The sequence below is a fragment of the Bradyrhizobium sp. AUGA SZCCT0182 genome (assembly GCF_018130185.1).
GTDB lineage: Bacteria > Pseudomonadota > Alphaproteobacteria > Rhizobiales > Xanthobacteraceae > Bradyrhizobium.
Window position 1 is genome coordinate 1 of record NZ_JAFCLY010000031.1, and the last position, 14,999, is coordinate 14,999.

Here is a 14,999-nt window from a genome sequence, read left to right on the forward strand (position 1 = left end):
ACCAGCAAAGGTGCACTGGTGAACTTCACCCGGGCGCTTGCGGCAGAATGGGGCGAGCATGGCATCACGGTAAACGCAATCGCACCCGGATTTTTTCCGAGCAAAATGGCCGATGGGCTTTTGCAGCAACTCGGCATCGATAACCTTGCCGCACAGACACCCCTAAGGCGCATAGGCGACGAAGACGACCTCAAGGGCCTCGCACTTTTACTGGCATCGTCTGCCGGCAAACACATAACGGGTCAGATTATTCCGGTGGATGGCGGGATAAGTTGTGCGATGGGATGAACGTGACTTCCATACGAACGACGGTCACTGGAAATATCCAGTTGATCGACACATCGAGAACCGAGATCCCATCAGCGGCGTGTTCCGCCAAGTTCGAGCATGGACAATAATCGAAAACGTTCCGGGGCCGCTCGCCTCCTTGTTGGCCGAAAATGCCCACTCCAGGAGCCAGCAATTCGGAACGCATTGTGATGACGCTCCGACGAGCTAGCCTTCCGACGCTCAACAGAAAACGCAATCTGAAGCTAGGTTCTGACCATTGGCGATGATCTGGCATGATAAATGGATGTCTCAGCGATCCGCCAAATCCTTGAAAGAAAACTCAATGTTCGTGCCCACCTTACTCGCCGAAAGCCGTGCTGCTGTTCTTTGGGACCTAATCCGACAAAATCCTCTGGGCGCGCTAGTGGTGGGTGGCGCCAACCAATTGAATGCGAATCATTTGCCTTTTGAGTCGGTCCCAACGGCTAACGTAATTCGAACGCATATCTCACGAGCGAATGAACTGGTCAGCAGCTCAAATGCCAATGCTCTTGTGATCTTCCAAGGACCAAACCACTACATCTCACCAAGCTGGCAACCTGGACACGAAAAGCACGGGCGCGTGGCTCCGAGTTGGAACTACGCCGTGGCGCATATTTATGGCCGGGTGCGTCTGATCGATGAGCAGGATTGGTTGCTCAGTCACCTTGACGCACTCGCCGAGCCGCATGAGAGCATGCGCTCCAATCCGTGGCAGGTCGCGTCTGCGCCGCCGGACTTTGTTGACGGTCTAATAAAGAGAATTATTGGTATCGAAATTCAAGTAGAGCGCATGATTGGCAAGAGCCAAGCATGCCAACAGTACAACGATGCAACGCGCGATGGAGTGGTGGCAGGCCTGCTTGCTGAGGGAACGTCCAATGCGGCTTTAATGGCAGATGTTGTGCGTGGCGCCGTAAAATCCAAGACATGAATGGCGAACTGCTCGATAGTTATGAGTCTGCATATCTGGCCACTTTTCGGACCTAAAAGGCGTCTCAAGGACGGCCTCTACCAAAATTGCACGGCGCAAGAATATGGCGGTTCGGAATGTTCGCCACGAGTCCATGAGCATCCGGCGTATGCCTCGAAACGTACCAATTGCCGACGATCACGGAAACGTTCGTCACCTTCCTGGCAATCAGGCAGCGCGCATGACCACGCCGTCCAACGGTATTCGCGAAAGCCCGACGGAGCCGAAGTAGGGCGTCATGCAGCAAGCCTTCCCTGCCCGCTTGTGGCTGCGGATCGTACCCGGCGGCAAGGCGATGATGTCTTGTCCGCAGCCCAAAGCTTCGACGGGGTCGAGTTGGAAGTCCTCGAACAACAACCAGCACGTCCGACGAGTTGGAAGGCCAAATCGTTGGCATATCGCCGCCGGGGGAGTCGCTTAGGCGGCTTGGGGGTGGCTCGTGCAGTCCAGAGTAAAATAGCGGCCGTGTGCGTATAGAAGCGCCGACCCCTCTGGCTGCACGCGAGTGGCCTTGACGACCCCTGCAAATATGGAGTGCGATGGAAACTCGTGTCTGCTTTCCAGAGCGCAATCGAAGCTCGCTAGAGCTCCGTCGAGTATCGGAGCCCCCGTGAACAGTTTGTTCCAAGTCCCCTCACCGAAGCGTGCTTCTCCGGTCAACCCAGTTCGGCCTGAAAACGTGTCTGCCAATCGGATCTGTCCAGCGGAAAGAAAGTTGAGGCTGAAGCACCCAACGTCCAGGATGGCCTGATGAGCACTTGAGCTTCGATTTATGCAGATGGACACCATTGCTGGTTTGTCAGAAAGCGCGCATGCAGCCGTGGCTGTAAGTCCTGTACGCGAGCCAACGTCACCACAAGCCACAATCGAGACAGTGGAGACTTGGTTGCGCATCGCGCTTCGGAAGTCCTCCGGCGGGATAGCACGATCGAGACTAGTCGGGTATAACATTCGCTCCTCCAGAAAGAACCGAATACATATTGCTCAAACGAGATCGGAGAGCATGTCTTTTTCGAAAGACTTCAACTTGCCTGACGTTCCCTTGCGAAGTTGCGCGGGCCAGTCTGGGTTGGCGACGAGTGCGCGCCCGATTGCGACCAGGTCAAATTCATCCTGCGAAAGCCGGTCGAGGAGGTCGTCGATATTTGCCACGTCGGCAACTCGACCGCCCAATGATGCAATGAAGTCGCTGCCGCTGCTTAGGCCGACGCCTCCAACTGTAATCGTGGGTTTACCCGTCAGGCGCTTGGTCCAGCCGGCTAGATTGAGGTTGGATCCTTCGAACTCCGGCTCATGATAGCGCCGGGTGGAACAGTGGAAGATGTCGACCCCAGCTTCCACAAGGGGGGAGAGAAACCGTTCCCATTCTTGCGGAGAATGCGCCAAACGCTGAGTGAAATCCTGCTGCTTCCATTGTGAGACGCGCAGAATCAAGGGGAAACTCGGTCCGACAGCGGCTCGAGCTGCTTTGATAACTTCAGCTGCGAAGTTCCCTCTTCTGCGTAAATCGCCTCCCCAAGTATCCTCCCGCGTGTTTGTGCCTGCCCAGAAGAATTGGTCAATCAGATAACCGTGCGCTCCATGGAATTCGACCGCGTCGAACCCGATTTGTTGCGCTGCACGAGCTCCCTTGGCGAATGCATCTATTACGTCCGCAATTTCGCTCTCCGCCATGGGCGAACCCACGACCCTTCCAGGGACATAAATGCCTGACGGTCCGACCGCTGGCAGGAGGTCGGTTTTGGGCCGTCCTTGGTTGCGCATCATGCCCACGTGCCAAAGCTGCGGAGCGATCTTACCTCCGGCCGCATGGACCGCTTTCACGACGTCTGACCAGCCGGCAAGAGACGCCTCGCCATGAAATGCCGGATGATCAGTTGATTGAGAAGATGCGTGGTGATCGATAGTGGTTCCCTCGGTGACGATCAAACCGACACCTCCTTCGGCTCTTCGGCGGTAGTACGCCAGAACCTTCTCTCCCGGAATGCCATTTGGGGAAAACGAGCGCGTCATCGGTGCCATTACGATCCGGTTTGGCAAGCTGAGCTTCTCTGTTACGAATGGTCGGAACAACGTCTCAATTGAGCTTGTCACGTGCGTAATCTCCTTTGTAGAGGTCTCTAAGCGGTTCTTTGCGTCAGCAGTAATTGCGTGGAAGGTCGCATGCTTGCAGATATTCTCGTCTCAAGCGGGCGACCAACTCGGCGACGGTATCAACGCGACGCACAGATCCGACCCCATGGCCGGCTGACCAAACCTTTGTCCAGCGAACGCGCTGCTTCTCGATTAGCGAACTGTCACTGAAGTCCACCTTCGGATTCACGAGAAAATCGGTTGGATCAATGCCGGCCTGGACCAAGGTTGGCCGGAGCCAGTTCGCCAGTACGTTCGTGACGGTGTTTGTGAGAACCAGATCGTCGATGGTCGAATCGATCAACATGCTCTTGTACTCTGGAACGGCGAGACTCTCTTCGGTGGCGATGAATGCCGTCCCCATCACTGCCAAATTGGCACCAGCCGTCTCGACGGCTCTGATCTCGGCGCCATTTGAGAGCCCTCCGCCAAGGGCGATGGGACCATCGAAGAATTCCCTGACGGCCGACAACAGCGAAAAGCCATTCATCCGTCCTGTATGTCCACCGGCACCCGCTGACACCAGGATCAATCCATCCACCCCAGCGTCGACCGCTTTTTTGGCAAAGGCGACCGAGTTGACGTCGGCGAGCACCGTTCCACCCCAAGCGTGCACGCGGTCGACGATCGGCTTCGGCCCGCCCAATGCCGTGATGACGACCGGCACGCGGGCGTTCTCCAAAACGCTCAATTCATCAGAAAGGCGTGGATTTGTCGGGTGCACGACAAGATTTGCCGCCCAGGGTACACCCGGTCGGTCGCCTAATCGTTGCGTTATCTGTGCTATCCACTCGTTGAGCACTTCGATGGTCCTAGCATTCGCGCATGGAAAACTTCCCAGAACACCATTCGCACACGCAGCGATCACGAGATCGGGCCCCGACACCAAGAACATCGGTGCCGCGATGAGCGGTAGCCTGAGTGCGCCTCCGTACTCGTCCAAAAATGCCAAGTTGGTTGTCCCCCGTGCGATCATAGTTGCTCAATATCGGTCGGAAGATCGAGCAGAAGTCGACCAACAAGCTCGTAGGTCCCTGGTCCGACCATCATGTGCTGCCCGGCGACTTGGACATCGCGAAATCGTCGCTGAATGTCGGAGGTGCGATACACAGCCGTCCCGCCTGCGAGTTCGTAGATGATGTTCACGCATAGTTTGGCGGCTTGAACGGCCTGCGAGGTCGCCAGTCGCAGGTCACGACGATCCTCGGTCGATACCTCGCCACGAAGCGCGCCTGCCCAAGCGGCATCGATTGCTTCATAGAAGAACGCCCGACCCGCGCGCAAAGCAGCTTCAGCCTTTGCGATGCCAGCTTGGGTGGACTGTTTCTCGGCCAGTACGCGCGTGTTTCCTTGCGGGACCTTCTTGCCCGCGAACTCCAAGAAGTCCTCGATTGTCGCCCTAGCGGCGCCTAACGCGACCGAAGCAATGCCGATGGCCAAAATGCCGAAGTTAGGAAACAGGAAGATGGGGTGGCTGCTGCGGCGCTTGCCGAACCGCTTTATCGTCCGGACCGCCGGCACGAATACGTCGCTCACGGCGTAGTCGGTCGAACCCGTGCCCTGCAATCCCATTACGTGCCAAGTATCCATAAATTCAACGTCGGCCGCGTCGAAAACTATCGTAAGGTGTTCCGGCTTGCCTCTCTCGTCCAATTGTATCGCACCGGCCTGATCCACGACGAACGCACCGCCAATTATCCAATGGGCATTGCGAGTGCCTGAACCCCATTGCCAACGGCCCTTGACCAGATAGCCTTCGCTGCCATCGCGGGTCACCGGCTTAGCGCGACCGTTAGGAGCAAAAGCGCCCGCTGCGATCACCCCTGGCTTGCGCAGAATTTGCTTGAATTCTTCAGTCTGCGCGCTCGCCAGCCCGAATGACGAGGTAATGCCGATGAAGACGCACCAAGCCGCTGACGCGTCCGCTTTCGCCAGTTGTTCAACGATCTCGGCGTAGACCCGTGGCGAAAGCTCCTCACCTCCATACTCGGCCGGTGTACAAACCTGATACAGGCCGTCACGAGCCATACGGTCCGCGAGGTCTTGGGGCAAATGCCGGAGTTGCTCGAATTCGGGATGCCGCTTGCGAAGTTCGTCAGCATAGCGGGCGGCAATCATCTTGAGATCGTCCACTTTCCCGATCGATGTCTGCACCGCAATATCCTCCGAAGCGTATATTCATTGGCGACCCAGCATGCGCCGCGCTCAATATAATGCACGCTGCTGGGAGGCCATTTCGGCCAAAAGGAAGGCCGTTTCGGCAAGCAGCGGCCAGCCTTGTGAACCGACGTTGCGACGTAGCGAGTCGCGGTCGGCCACAATCATGTCGGGCTCGTTGGAAACTAACGTTGGCACGCAATGGACCAGTTACGGTGACCTACATCCCATCCCGCCACCGTCTACCCAGTGGCGACTCCAGAACGTTCTTCAGCAATGGTGCCTCGATTGCCGCGGTACGGACGGACGAAACTCGTCGGGTCGCAGCCAGCGACGGGCGAGTTGCCAGCCAGATCCGAACAGGTCCAATCACTTGCGCAGAACAGGTGATTAACGGCCGTCCGCAATTGTCGCCGTGCAACTTCCTACGCGAACAAGCTTTGCCGTAATTGCGATCTAGACGCGTTTTGCGTCGGATGAGCGGCAGCTCTGCCCAGACATTCAGCCCCTCATCGAGCCATACAATGAAGATTAACCGCCGAATATGCCGGCCGGTGCCTCAAGACACGTCGTATCCAACGAGCCACACAGGGCAAGCCGCGCACGAGCCAAAGGAAGTTCATGGCGAGCAAAATATCGGCAAGCCATAATCTTTCCCTCATAGAAAAGACGATCTTCTCCAGACGTATCACCTACGGCAAGCTTGCGCGAGGCGACTATTGCCTGCCTCAACCACATCCATCCGATGACCACATGCCCAAACGCATCGAGATAGATCGTTGCGTTCGCCAACCGCAATTCAGGACTCCCACAACTGAGCAAGATCTGCGTCGCGCTGCTTAGAGCTTCAAGGGCGTCGGTCAGCCGTCCCGCCTCATCTCGCAGGCATTCCTCCCGCAGTGCCTCGACGACCGTATTGCGCACCTGATGAACCAATCGGTCTAGCGCCTCGCCCCGATCACCAATGATCTTACGGCTCAACAGGTCTATGCCCTGTATGCCGAAAGTGCCCTCATGAATATGATTGAGTCTATTGTCTCGATAGAGACGCTCGACCGGATAATCGCGAGTGTACCCGTAGCCTCCGAGAACTTGGATGGCCCACTTGTTCGCCTCCAAACAATGTTCTGCTGGCCAAGATTTCACCACCGGTGTTAGCAACCCCAGCAGCGCCGCATGTGCTTTGGCTTCGTCGGGATTGTCCTCAGTGACCAGCGCATCGATGAGCATGGCGCAGTAGAGGCACAGCGACTGGGCGCCTTCGACTGCCGCCTTCTGTGCCATCAGCATCCGCCTGATATCGGCGTGTTCGATGATCGGCACTTGCCCTTTGGTTGGATCTTTCTGTCCGATCGGACGCCCCTGCGCGCGTGTCCTTGCGTATTCCGCGGAGTAAAGATAGCCGCCCAGAGCGGACATGACAGCTGCATGCCCCACGCCGATGCGCGCCTCGTTCATCATGTGGAACATGTACTCGAGTCCCCGATGGGGCTCGCCGATCAGGTAGCCAAGGCATTCTCCATCCTCACCGAAGTTAAGCAGACAGTTGGTCGTTCCGCGCTGTCCCATTTTGTGATTGAGACCCGCCAGAGCGATGTTGTTATGCGGGCCTACCGAGCCGTCCGGCTGACAGCGCCGCTTCGGGACCAGGAACAACGATATGCCCTTCGTGCCCCCCGGTCCTCCCGGGATCTTGGCAAGCAACATGTGTACGATATTTTCGGAAATGGTCTGGTCCCCACCAGAGATCCACATCTTGCTCCCGCGAATGCGGTAGACGCCGTCGTCCCCGGGGCTAGCCGTTGTAGTGATGTCGGCAAGGGATGAACCGGCCTGCGGTTCAGACAGACACATCGTGCCGAACCATCGTCCCGCAAGCATGGCGGGTAGAAATTGTTGTTTTAACTGGTCTGAGCCGAACGTGCGAAGCAGATTCGCCGCGGCGATTGTGAGGAACGCATAGTTCGTCACTGCCGTGTTAGCGCAGGTGAAGAGACCACCCACCGCGGTATGGACCACCCAGGGCGCCTGCAGGCCGCCAATGTCCTCGTCGAACGGAAGTGCGAAGAAGCCAGCTTCCGCATACGCTTTCAACGCCTCACCGGTTCCAACGGGCATTACGACCTTGCCCCCGACAAAGCGCGGCTCGTTCGCATCGACTTCGGCAGCTATGGTAAGAAATTGCTTTTCGGCCATTTCCTGAGCGACGTCGAGGATTGCTTGCAAAGCAGCCCTATCGTAGGAACCATACCTCGACTGCCGCAGCAATCGCTCGATATCGAGAAACTCGAATAGGATGAAATCGAGATTGCGGCGGTCAACGATCACGGACATTGCGGTCTCCCCAAATGAAAAATAATGGCCGCTGAGGTGCTCTTTGAGCATCTGTACGAGCCATCCGGCGCTGCATGGCGGTATTGCGGTGCGCACAGCACGACTTCCAATCATGACTGCTCTTGTCAGTCATATAGCCTGCCCGAATTCTGGCGGAGCGAAGGGTCCGCTTCGCGCCATGCACGGCAACGTTCATTTTCGTCTTCAAGCCGGACTCTTACAAAGGCTTTGGGGCGGGGAGCGGTCTCAACAGGAACCCGGCGAAATTGATGACACCATACGCGACGATCGCAGCCGCTGCGACGGCGTAAAGTCCGGAAAGCGTCTGTGTGAACCCGGCCAAGACCGCAATAGCAATAATGACGGGTCGCAGAATTGCGGCACAGACGGGAATTCCGACCTGTGCGGCTCCCTGGAGCGCAAACGACAAGGACAAACCGAGGCCAAAGAACGCATAGCTTGGGCCGAGGTGCCGCAAGTACGCGACCGTAGCATCACGCACAGCGGGATCGCTGGTAAAAAGGTTTGCCCAGGTTTCGGGCGTCAGATACGCGAGACCACCAACCGCGCCGCATAAAAGAAACGCTACCGTCGCGCCAGTCAAAGCGATGCGGCGCGCTTGTGCGAGATCGCCGCGCCCGATCGCCTGGCCGACGAGGACGGTCAATGCAGAGCCAATGCCGAATGTAAGGGGGATCAGGAAGTACTCGAGACGTGAGCCGAGGCCGTATCCGGCAAGCGCTGCCAGTCCATACGGTGCGACAAAGGCGGTCACGAAGAGCGTCGTCACACTCGAAAAGAGGGAGATCAACGACGACATCAAGCCGACCCGTAGAATGTCGCGAAAGTGTGCGTATCGTAAGGACGTCCCTGTAGGTCTCAGCGACAATCCGCCAACGTCACGCCGGATACGCCGCGTGAGAATGATCAGTGCGAAGCATTGCGCGGCCGGCGCAGCAAGCCCTATGCCAATAATGCCAAGGCCCGCAAAGCCCGCGACGCCGAAAGTGAGCAGGTAGCCGAGGGGCATCTGCATCAGGGATGACATAAGCATCCATCGTCCAGGAAACGCTGCGTCGCCGAGGCCGCGGAAGGTCGAAGCCAATGCTTGAAGGGTCCAGGTGACCATCGCGCCGGCAAAGAAACCTGTCGCGTAGGTGATAGCAGCGTCGATTGCGGCGGCGTCACCGGCGCCTCGCGCGTTTGCGAAGACTCGGAAGATGGGCCGCCCAAAGCCGATCATGACGACCATGAAAGCCAAGCCGGAAACCATCGCAATGATTAAGCCATGGACCGCTAGATCGTGCGCATCGGTGCGTGACTTGCGTCCGGTCGCACGCGCGACGGCGGCTGCTATACCGCCGCCTATGCCACCCGCAGCAAGCGTCTGCATCAAGATCACGAACGGGAAAACAAAAGCGAAGCCTCCGAGCGCTGCCGTCCCAATCTTGCCTGCCATAAAGGCATCGAATGTATTCGCGGCAATTTGCGAACACATGACCAGTGTTGTTGGCCAGGCAAGCCGCGCGATAGGCCCTATCGCGGCAATTCGAGAAGCAGCCAGGATCATTGCTCAGTCGTTTCGGCCTTGGGCCGCGCGGGGTTCTCATAAATCAAAAGCGTGGATGTCGCAGACGCGCAAAGTCGTCCCTCTCCGTCAGTGAGAGTGGCCTCCGCAAAAGCCGCCCTGCCACCCATCGAGATCACACGGCCCTCCGCGCGCACCGGCCCGCTCTTCTGAGTGAGGGCGCGCTGAAAAGCAACTTTCAATTCGAGGGTCGTATAGGTTTGACCGATTCGCAGCTTCGAATGCACGGCGATGCCGCAAGCGCTGTCGAGCAACGTCGCGGCATAGCCGCCGTGCACAGTGCCAATCGGGTTGTATACTGAACGATCTGGTGAGCCCTCGAATACGACCTGGCCCCGGTCAAGCTTTGTCAGCTCCAATTTCAAGGTTTGCAGCATGGGCGCCCTGATGCCATGGGCGCGCATCGCCAAAAGCTGATCATATCCGTCGAGTTCTGACAGGGTCGCCAACAGGTCAGAACTAGCGCCGCCGATCTCCCGAGTACGACTATCGCTCACGTCAGCCTCCGCCTGTGTACCTGGATGCTTAGCTATTGAGCGGTAGCGCTCGAGCCTGCCGGAAATTGCTCCATTGCGTCTCATCGCTAACCAGTAGCGCCCCAAGACGCGCCGCACGCGCGATATAATGCAACGCTGTTGGGGGCCATTCCGGCCAAGGAGGAAGGCCGTTTCGGCAAGCGACGGCGGCGAGACGTATGAGCGGAATGGAAGAGTTGCGATGTAGCAATTGCCCGTAATCAACAAGAACCGCGCCGGGCCCATTGGCAATGAACGACCTTCCGTGGCTGTCGATCGCCGTTCTACATCGTTGCTCTAGCGGTGAACGTGCTGCTGGGTTTCTGCATCGGAGCGGAATTCGTCGTTACATTCGTTTCTGAAAGGCAAGCTTCGGCGGACAGCCTCAAATTGCACGTTGGCGCCGGCGTGAGTTGTCCGGAAGAGTCTCTCTCAAATAACCATCTGGCGTTATGCCCGTCCAGCGTCGAAAGGCACGCCTAAAAGTGGAGGCATCGCAATACCCGAGCAGTTCGGCGACATCGCGAACCGGCATCTCCAGTAGATAAGCACGGGAAAGTTCGGTGCGCAGCTCTGCCAACAGTGCGGTAAAGCTCCAACCCATCTTCGATAGCCTTCTCCGAAGAGAGCGTTCCGATACGTTGAGGGCCGCTGCGACTTCTGAAGCACGCAAGGATTGGTCGCGCGCAAGCGATAGAATTTCGGCTACACGATCAGGCAATCCTTCTTCCGACGCAATACTCGCAAGTACATTCTCGGCCAGGCGGCCATGCGCCCGGGAATACGTTGAGAAGGTCCCGGAGAGGGGCGCATCGATCGCCGCCTGCGGCATGATCAGTCTGTTCCGACCGGCCTTGAACGTCACGGGAATCCCGATTTCCGCACGATACGCAGCAATGTCCGTTGGAGCATAGTCCAGTTCGAGACGGACTTCAGCAAGATCTGCGCCTAGCTGTGAAAGAGTCTGCAGATTGCTGGCGAAGAAGAGGTCCGGAACGAAGTTCGTAAAGCCTTTCAAGCGGATAGGGTGCTTGTACTCGAAAACGACGTTTGACCGTCCAGTGCTCAGGGTAGCCGCATTTGGCGGATGAGACTGAAATATCCGCATATACTTGATACTCGTCTGCAGCACATGGCGGGCGGTTGGCGCGCTCACGATCGCGTAACTCAATGGACCGAATCCATTTATCCGGACCTTCTTGCCAATTCGTAGCCCTAACAAATCGTCGCCTGTCGCACTTTTGGCGAACAGAGCAAGCCGGTAGAGACGTCCTTGGCGATCAAGTTTCTTAAAGCCAAGATCACTCGTCACCGACCGATGATCGATGCCGAGAGTTTCAAGGTGCTTGACGAGCACCGGTTCGAAGGCAAGCCGTTTGATAGTCAACTTGACGACCGATCGCTTGGAAAGTTGGGAATGTCGCTGCCGTCTACCTTTCGTCGCGAGGCATCGCGTGGAGACCAGCGAGGGCCTTGCGTTGGGCCATTAGCTGACGTGCCGCCGCTAGAGTCACCGGCCATGGAGGCATTCTCCCTTAGCTTCGACTATCCGACGGCTAACGGGGCAGTTTCGGCCAGATAGGGGGGCTGCTTCGGCCAACCGGCGTTCCGTCCGCATATGACTGGTCTTTCCTCGGGTCTGATGAAACGTCAGGGAGCGATCTTGCGCAGCGACGACGGACGGCGTTTCAGCGCACCGCGCTCGCCAGCTCGCTAGTGGCATCGATGTCGAACAGATCGAGCATGCGGCGGCCGACAGCGTGCTCGACCATGTCGTCCAGGTTTTGCATGGAAGGCGGGGTACCGGCGGCGCGATGATCGCGCCCACTTCGGACAGTGCCGTCAGGGTCCGCACGTCGTCTCTCCCGTGGTTTTGCGGGCCAAGGCGCCTGTACACCCGCGCTATACTCACGGCCAAGATTAGGCGGCCAATACCATCAACTCAAATAATGATTGATGATAGTATTGATCATCAGAAATGATAATACTCGGCGAGCTAAAGGGAAAGCGGGGGAGATAAGGCAGACGCAACATTTCCTGTGCTGGCCGCGGAGAAGAACGTCACCCGCGCGGCCCGCCAGCTTAACATCATGCGACTCCGCTAATCATGCAGATCGCAAAACTCCAAGAAAGTGTGGCGAAAGGCTCTTCGATCGCAGCGTTCAGGAGAAAGACACTGACCAGCGCCGGCGAGGCGGTACTGCGTCTGACCGAGCCCAATGTACGCGACGCAGAGTACGTGCGGCAGGAATGGCATAGCTCGGCGGCCGCATTTCCGGCAGGGGTCTCGGTAGGTCTCATTACTTCGGTCGCTCAAAGCACCATGGCGATCTCGTCGCCCGCTGCTGCCCCGATATCTCGTTGTCCGCCTGCGAGGGCTACACCGAGACGCTGATCGATTGGGTCAACTCCGGTCAGCTCGATTTCGCGCTGATCAACGTGCCGCGCAGGCGGCTTACCCTGGCCCGGGTACTACGTGATGCAAGAGGAAATGGTATTTGCCGACAGGAAAAAGAGCCTAACCGAGCTCCGATCAAATTGCGTTTCGACCACGTCGCAGATTTCGACCTCGTACTACCTTCGAAATGGCATGGCTAGAGGCTCATGCTGGACCAGCACACCGCCGTGGTCGTGGAAAACCGCGTCGGCGCGTCGGGCCGAGCGTCTTATTCGGTAGTGTCTCAGTTTGAAATTTCACTGAGCAATGTTGCAACGAACGCCGGTTAGGCTGACTTGAAGACCGGCCGCGTCCTGCTTGATCTGCTGCATTGACAGGCCAGTCCAATGGGCTTGGAAGGCTTCCGGACTTGCATAGACCTCATACAGCATGACCGTGTCGGGTTCCTCCAAGGGCACCAATATCTCGAACGTTAGGGTGCCGGGTTCGGTCGCAAGGCAACGTTCGGCGTGAGCCTTCAGGTGCTTCAGGTATTCATCCCGCTTCCCCGGAGCGGTCTTAATGGTCGCTATGATTGCTAGTTTAGCCATTACATTTCCTCCCCTTGTGAAGCTTACCGCTAACCCTTCTTCCATCGGGCGGAAGCCGCCGCTCGGGCAATCTCTGATCGCTCTTGGGAGAAAGAACTCTAGCGCGGACCTTTGCGCCCTTGCGACCCGCCCTTGGCGCGATTGGGGGCCTTCCCTGTCGGTTCCTCGATCTCGCCGGTGGCAATCCTGCCAACCATAATGGCTGCGCCGATTACGTCGCCCGGACGCTTCTCGCCTTTTGGTCCTCGCGCCATTTATCTGTCCCTAAGCTGCCTCATCCTGATCGTCTTCACTGTCACGATTCAGCAAGTCGGCTGCGCGCCGCTCGACAATATCTTCACTAAAATCGGCGAAGAAATTCAACTGCGGATCGTTCGGAAACACCTTGCTCATATGCTCAACGCGTGACACAAAACCGATGAAGGCGAAGATCCACGACCCGAGCTTCCCTGAAACTCACTTCGATGGGGTCAGCGTCCCCTTTTTAGCCGTCCGGCGCATTGCGTCCCTGTCCAACTCCGGAACGATTGAGCATTCGTCATCCGCTGGAACGATAAACCCAGCAACTCGATTACGACCTTCGTGCTTAGCACGATAAAGCGCTGAATCCGCTCCGGAAACGAGCCGCTTTGCATCGCCAAGCCCGCTTCTTGCAAAGTGTGCGATGGCGCTTACGCCAATGCTTGCCGTAACGTATCCTCCACACTCCAGATTGCCGTCGTGGGGAATTCGAAGGCGCTGAATGGTAGTCCGGACTAGTTCGGCAACGCTGAGCGAGCCTGCAGCATCTACTTTTGGAAGAATTATTGCGAACTCCTCACCTCCAATTCTAGCGGCGATACCTTGTTGGGCCGCAGAAATGGAGTTCAGAATACCGCCGATTTGACGGAGACAGTCGTCGCCCGCTTGGTGGCCGTAACAATCGTTGAACGCCTTGAAATGGTCGATGTCGAGCAACAGAAGCGAGAGCTCTTTGTCTTGCGGGCCCAATTCCTCCTCCAGAGTTTTGTCGAATGCACGGCGATTGAAGAGACCCGTCAAGCCGTCCATCAGCGCCATGGCATTTAGTCGGTCTTCCAACGCCTTCCGCTCGGTGATGTCCCGAACGACGAGCACCGCTCCTTTTGATTTCCCCGATTTCGAGCAGTATGCCTTTGAACTCCCTTCGACCCATACGATGGTTCCGTCTGGCTTGATGACACGACTGGTAAATCTCACACGCTCAGCGGTCCCCGACTCAATGATCGTTTGAGCTTCGAGCAACTTGCCAAGGTCGTCTGGATGAACGAAACTCTCAGGGCCTTTTGCCAGGAGATCTTTGGCGTCCCACCCGAGTACATGCGTAGCCGATGGAGATACGTAGGTCGGGACGTTGCCCGGGCCGAGGCAGATGATGACGTCATTGCTGTTCTCGGCGATGAGACGAAAGATTTCATTCTCTTTTTCAGCGGTTTTTGCCTCGGAATGACTGCAGTTCGAGAACGCAGTTCGTACCAAAGCCCAAAATTGAACAGCTCGCGAAATCGTTCTCACCATCAAGACACCGTCCGAAGCGAACTGAAAGCTCTTTCCGTATGAGCACCGACAAGTGTGAACATCGGACAAAAATGAGCCGCAAGCGCTCCAGCGATGGTTAATGGGAGTTAAATGTTGCGCAAGGGGATCTCCGTTTTGACCCGAAAAAAAGGGCCCCGTTAACCAGGGCCAGTCGAGGAGAAGGTTTGCGCGGTGATCCGCCATCTAAAAACGTGTTGCGTTTCAACGACTGAAAAACTCGTTTCGGTATTATTGCGCGGTCTCATGGCTCCCCTCGCACGCGAGACTCTCAGAGAAATATCTCCTTCTCCATGGGCGGAATCTCCGTATCAAGCCGCCAATGCGACCGTTCGTCTGAAGTACAGGCTCATTCATGCTCATCGTTGAACCCGATAGCGCCATGAAATTGGACGGCCTCCTCGACGACCTGCAACGCATATGTTCGGCTGTCATACTTTGTAATCGA

General features: G+C 57.1%; 14 protein-coding genes. 3 read left to right on the forward strand and 11 right to left on the reverse strand.

The window, feature by feature from the left end; translation table 11 throughout:
* The coding region (locus JQ611_RS27860) for an SDR family oxidoreductase (RefSeq protein ID WP_212467197.1) at positions 1 to 288 on the forward strand (288 nt) is incomplete at its 5' end.
* A 265-nt stretch (positions 289 to 553) separates the two neighbouring features.
* A complete protein-coding gene (locus JQ611_RS27865; RefSeq protein WP_249133511.1) occupies positions 554 to 1,243 on the forward strand; it encodes an FMN-binding negative transcriptional regulator in 690 nt (229 codons plus the stop codon).
* A 207-nt stretch (positions 1,244 to 1,450) separates the two neighbouring features.
* Here JQ611_RS27865 and JQ611_RS27870 read toward each other — a convergent pair whose 3' ends face one another.
* The 10 genes from JQ611_RS27870 to JQ611_RS27915 all read right to left on the reverse strand — a co-directional run bounded on the left by JQ611_RS27870 (position 1,451) and on the right by JQ611_RS27915 (position 12,997).
* A complete protein-coding gene (locus tag JQ611_RS27870) occupies positions 1,451 to 1,639 on the reverse strand; it encodes a hypothetical protein (RefSeq protein WP_212467199.1) in 189 nt (62 codons plus the stop codon).
* Between the two features lie 60 nt (positions 1,640 to 1,699).
* On the reverse strand, positions 1,700 to 2,233 hold the full coding sequence (locus tag JQ611_RS43110) for a flavin reductase family protein (RefSeq protein WP_409411305.1): 534 nt from the start codon (positions 2,231 to 2,233) through the stop codon (positions 1,700 to 1,702).
* 33 nt (positions 2,234 to 2,266) lie between these two features.
* A complete protein-coding gene (locus JQ611_RS27880) occupies positions 2,267 to 3,376 on the reverse strand; it encodes an NADH:flavin oxidoreductase (protein ID WP_212467201.1) in 1,110 nt (369 codons plus the stop codon).
* 43 nt (positions 3,377 to 3,419) lie between these two features.
* Positions 3,420 to 4,367, reverse strand: a complete 948-nt coding sequence (locus JQ611_RS27885) for a nitronate monooxygenase family protein (RefSeq protein ID WP_212467202.1) — start codon at positions 4,365 to 4,367, stop codon at positions 3,420 to 3,422.
* A 20-nt stretch (positions 4,368 to 4,387) separates the two neighbouring features.
* Complete coding sequence (locus JQ611_RS27890; protein ID WP_212467203.1) at positions 4,388 to 5,569, reverse strand: acyl-CoA dehydrogenase family protein; 1,182 nt, start codon at positions 5,567 to 5,569, stop codon at positions 4,388 to 4,390.
* A 534-nt stretch (positions 5,570 to 6,103) separates the two neighbouring features.
* Positions 6,104 to 7,906, reverse strand: coding sequence for an acyl-CoA dehydrogenase (locus JQ611_RS27895; protein ID WP_212467204.1), 1,803 nt, complete (start codon positions 7,904 to 7,906; stop codon positions 6,104 to 6,106).
* A gap of 217 nt (positions 7,907 to 8,123) precedes the next feature.
* Positions 8,124 to 9,476, reverse strand: coding sequence for an MATE family efflux transporter (locus JQ611_RS27900; protein ID WP_212467205.1), 1,353 nt, complete (start codon positions 9,474 to 9,476; stop codon positions 8,124 to 8,126).
* Complete coding sequence (locus tag JQ611_RS27905; protein ID WP_212467206.1) at positions 9,473 to 9,991, reverse strand: PaaI family thioesterase; 519 nt, start codon at positions 9,989 to 9,991, stop codon at positions 9,473 to 9,475. Before JQ611_RS27905 ends, JQ611_RS27900 begins: the two co-directional genes overlap by 4 nt.
* Positions 9,992 to 10,394: 403 nt before the next feature.
* Positions 10,395 to 11,396, reverse strand: a complete 1,002-nt coding sequence (locus tag JQ611_RS27910) for an AraC family transcriptional regulator (protein ID WP_212467207.1) — start codon at positions 11,394 to 11,396, stop codon at positions 10,395 to 10,397.
* 1,307 nt (positions 11,397 to 12,703) lie between these two features.
* Positions 12,704 to 12,997: a putative quinol monooxygenase gene (locus tag JQ611_RS27915; protein ID WP_212467208.1), complete on the reverse strand. Its 294-nt coding sequence runs from the start codon at positions 12,995 to 12,997 to the stop codon at positions 12,704 to 12,706.
* 177 nt (positions 12,998 to 13,174) lie between these two features.
* Here JQ611_RS27915 and JQ611_RS27920 point away from each other — a divergent pair, with 177 nt between their 5' ends.
* On the forward strand, positions 13,175 to 13,405 hold the full coding sequence (locus JQ611_RS27920; protein WP_212467209.1) for a hypothetical protein: 231 nt from the start codon (positions 13,175 to 13,177) through the stop codon (positions 13,403 to 13,405).
* Positions 13,406 to 13,453: 48 nt separating this feature from the next.
* On the opposite strand, the gene JQ611_RS27925 is transcribed toward JQ611_RS27920, so the two are convergent.
* Entirely contained in the window at positions 13,454 to 14,533 is a 1,080-nt protein-coding gene (locus JQ611_RS27925) for a GGDEF domain-containing protein (protein ID WP_212467210.1), read from the reverse strand.
* Positions 14,534 to 14,999 lie beyond the last annotated feature (466 nt).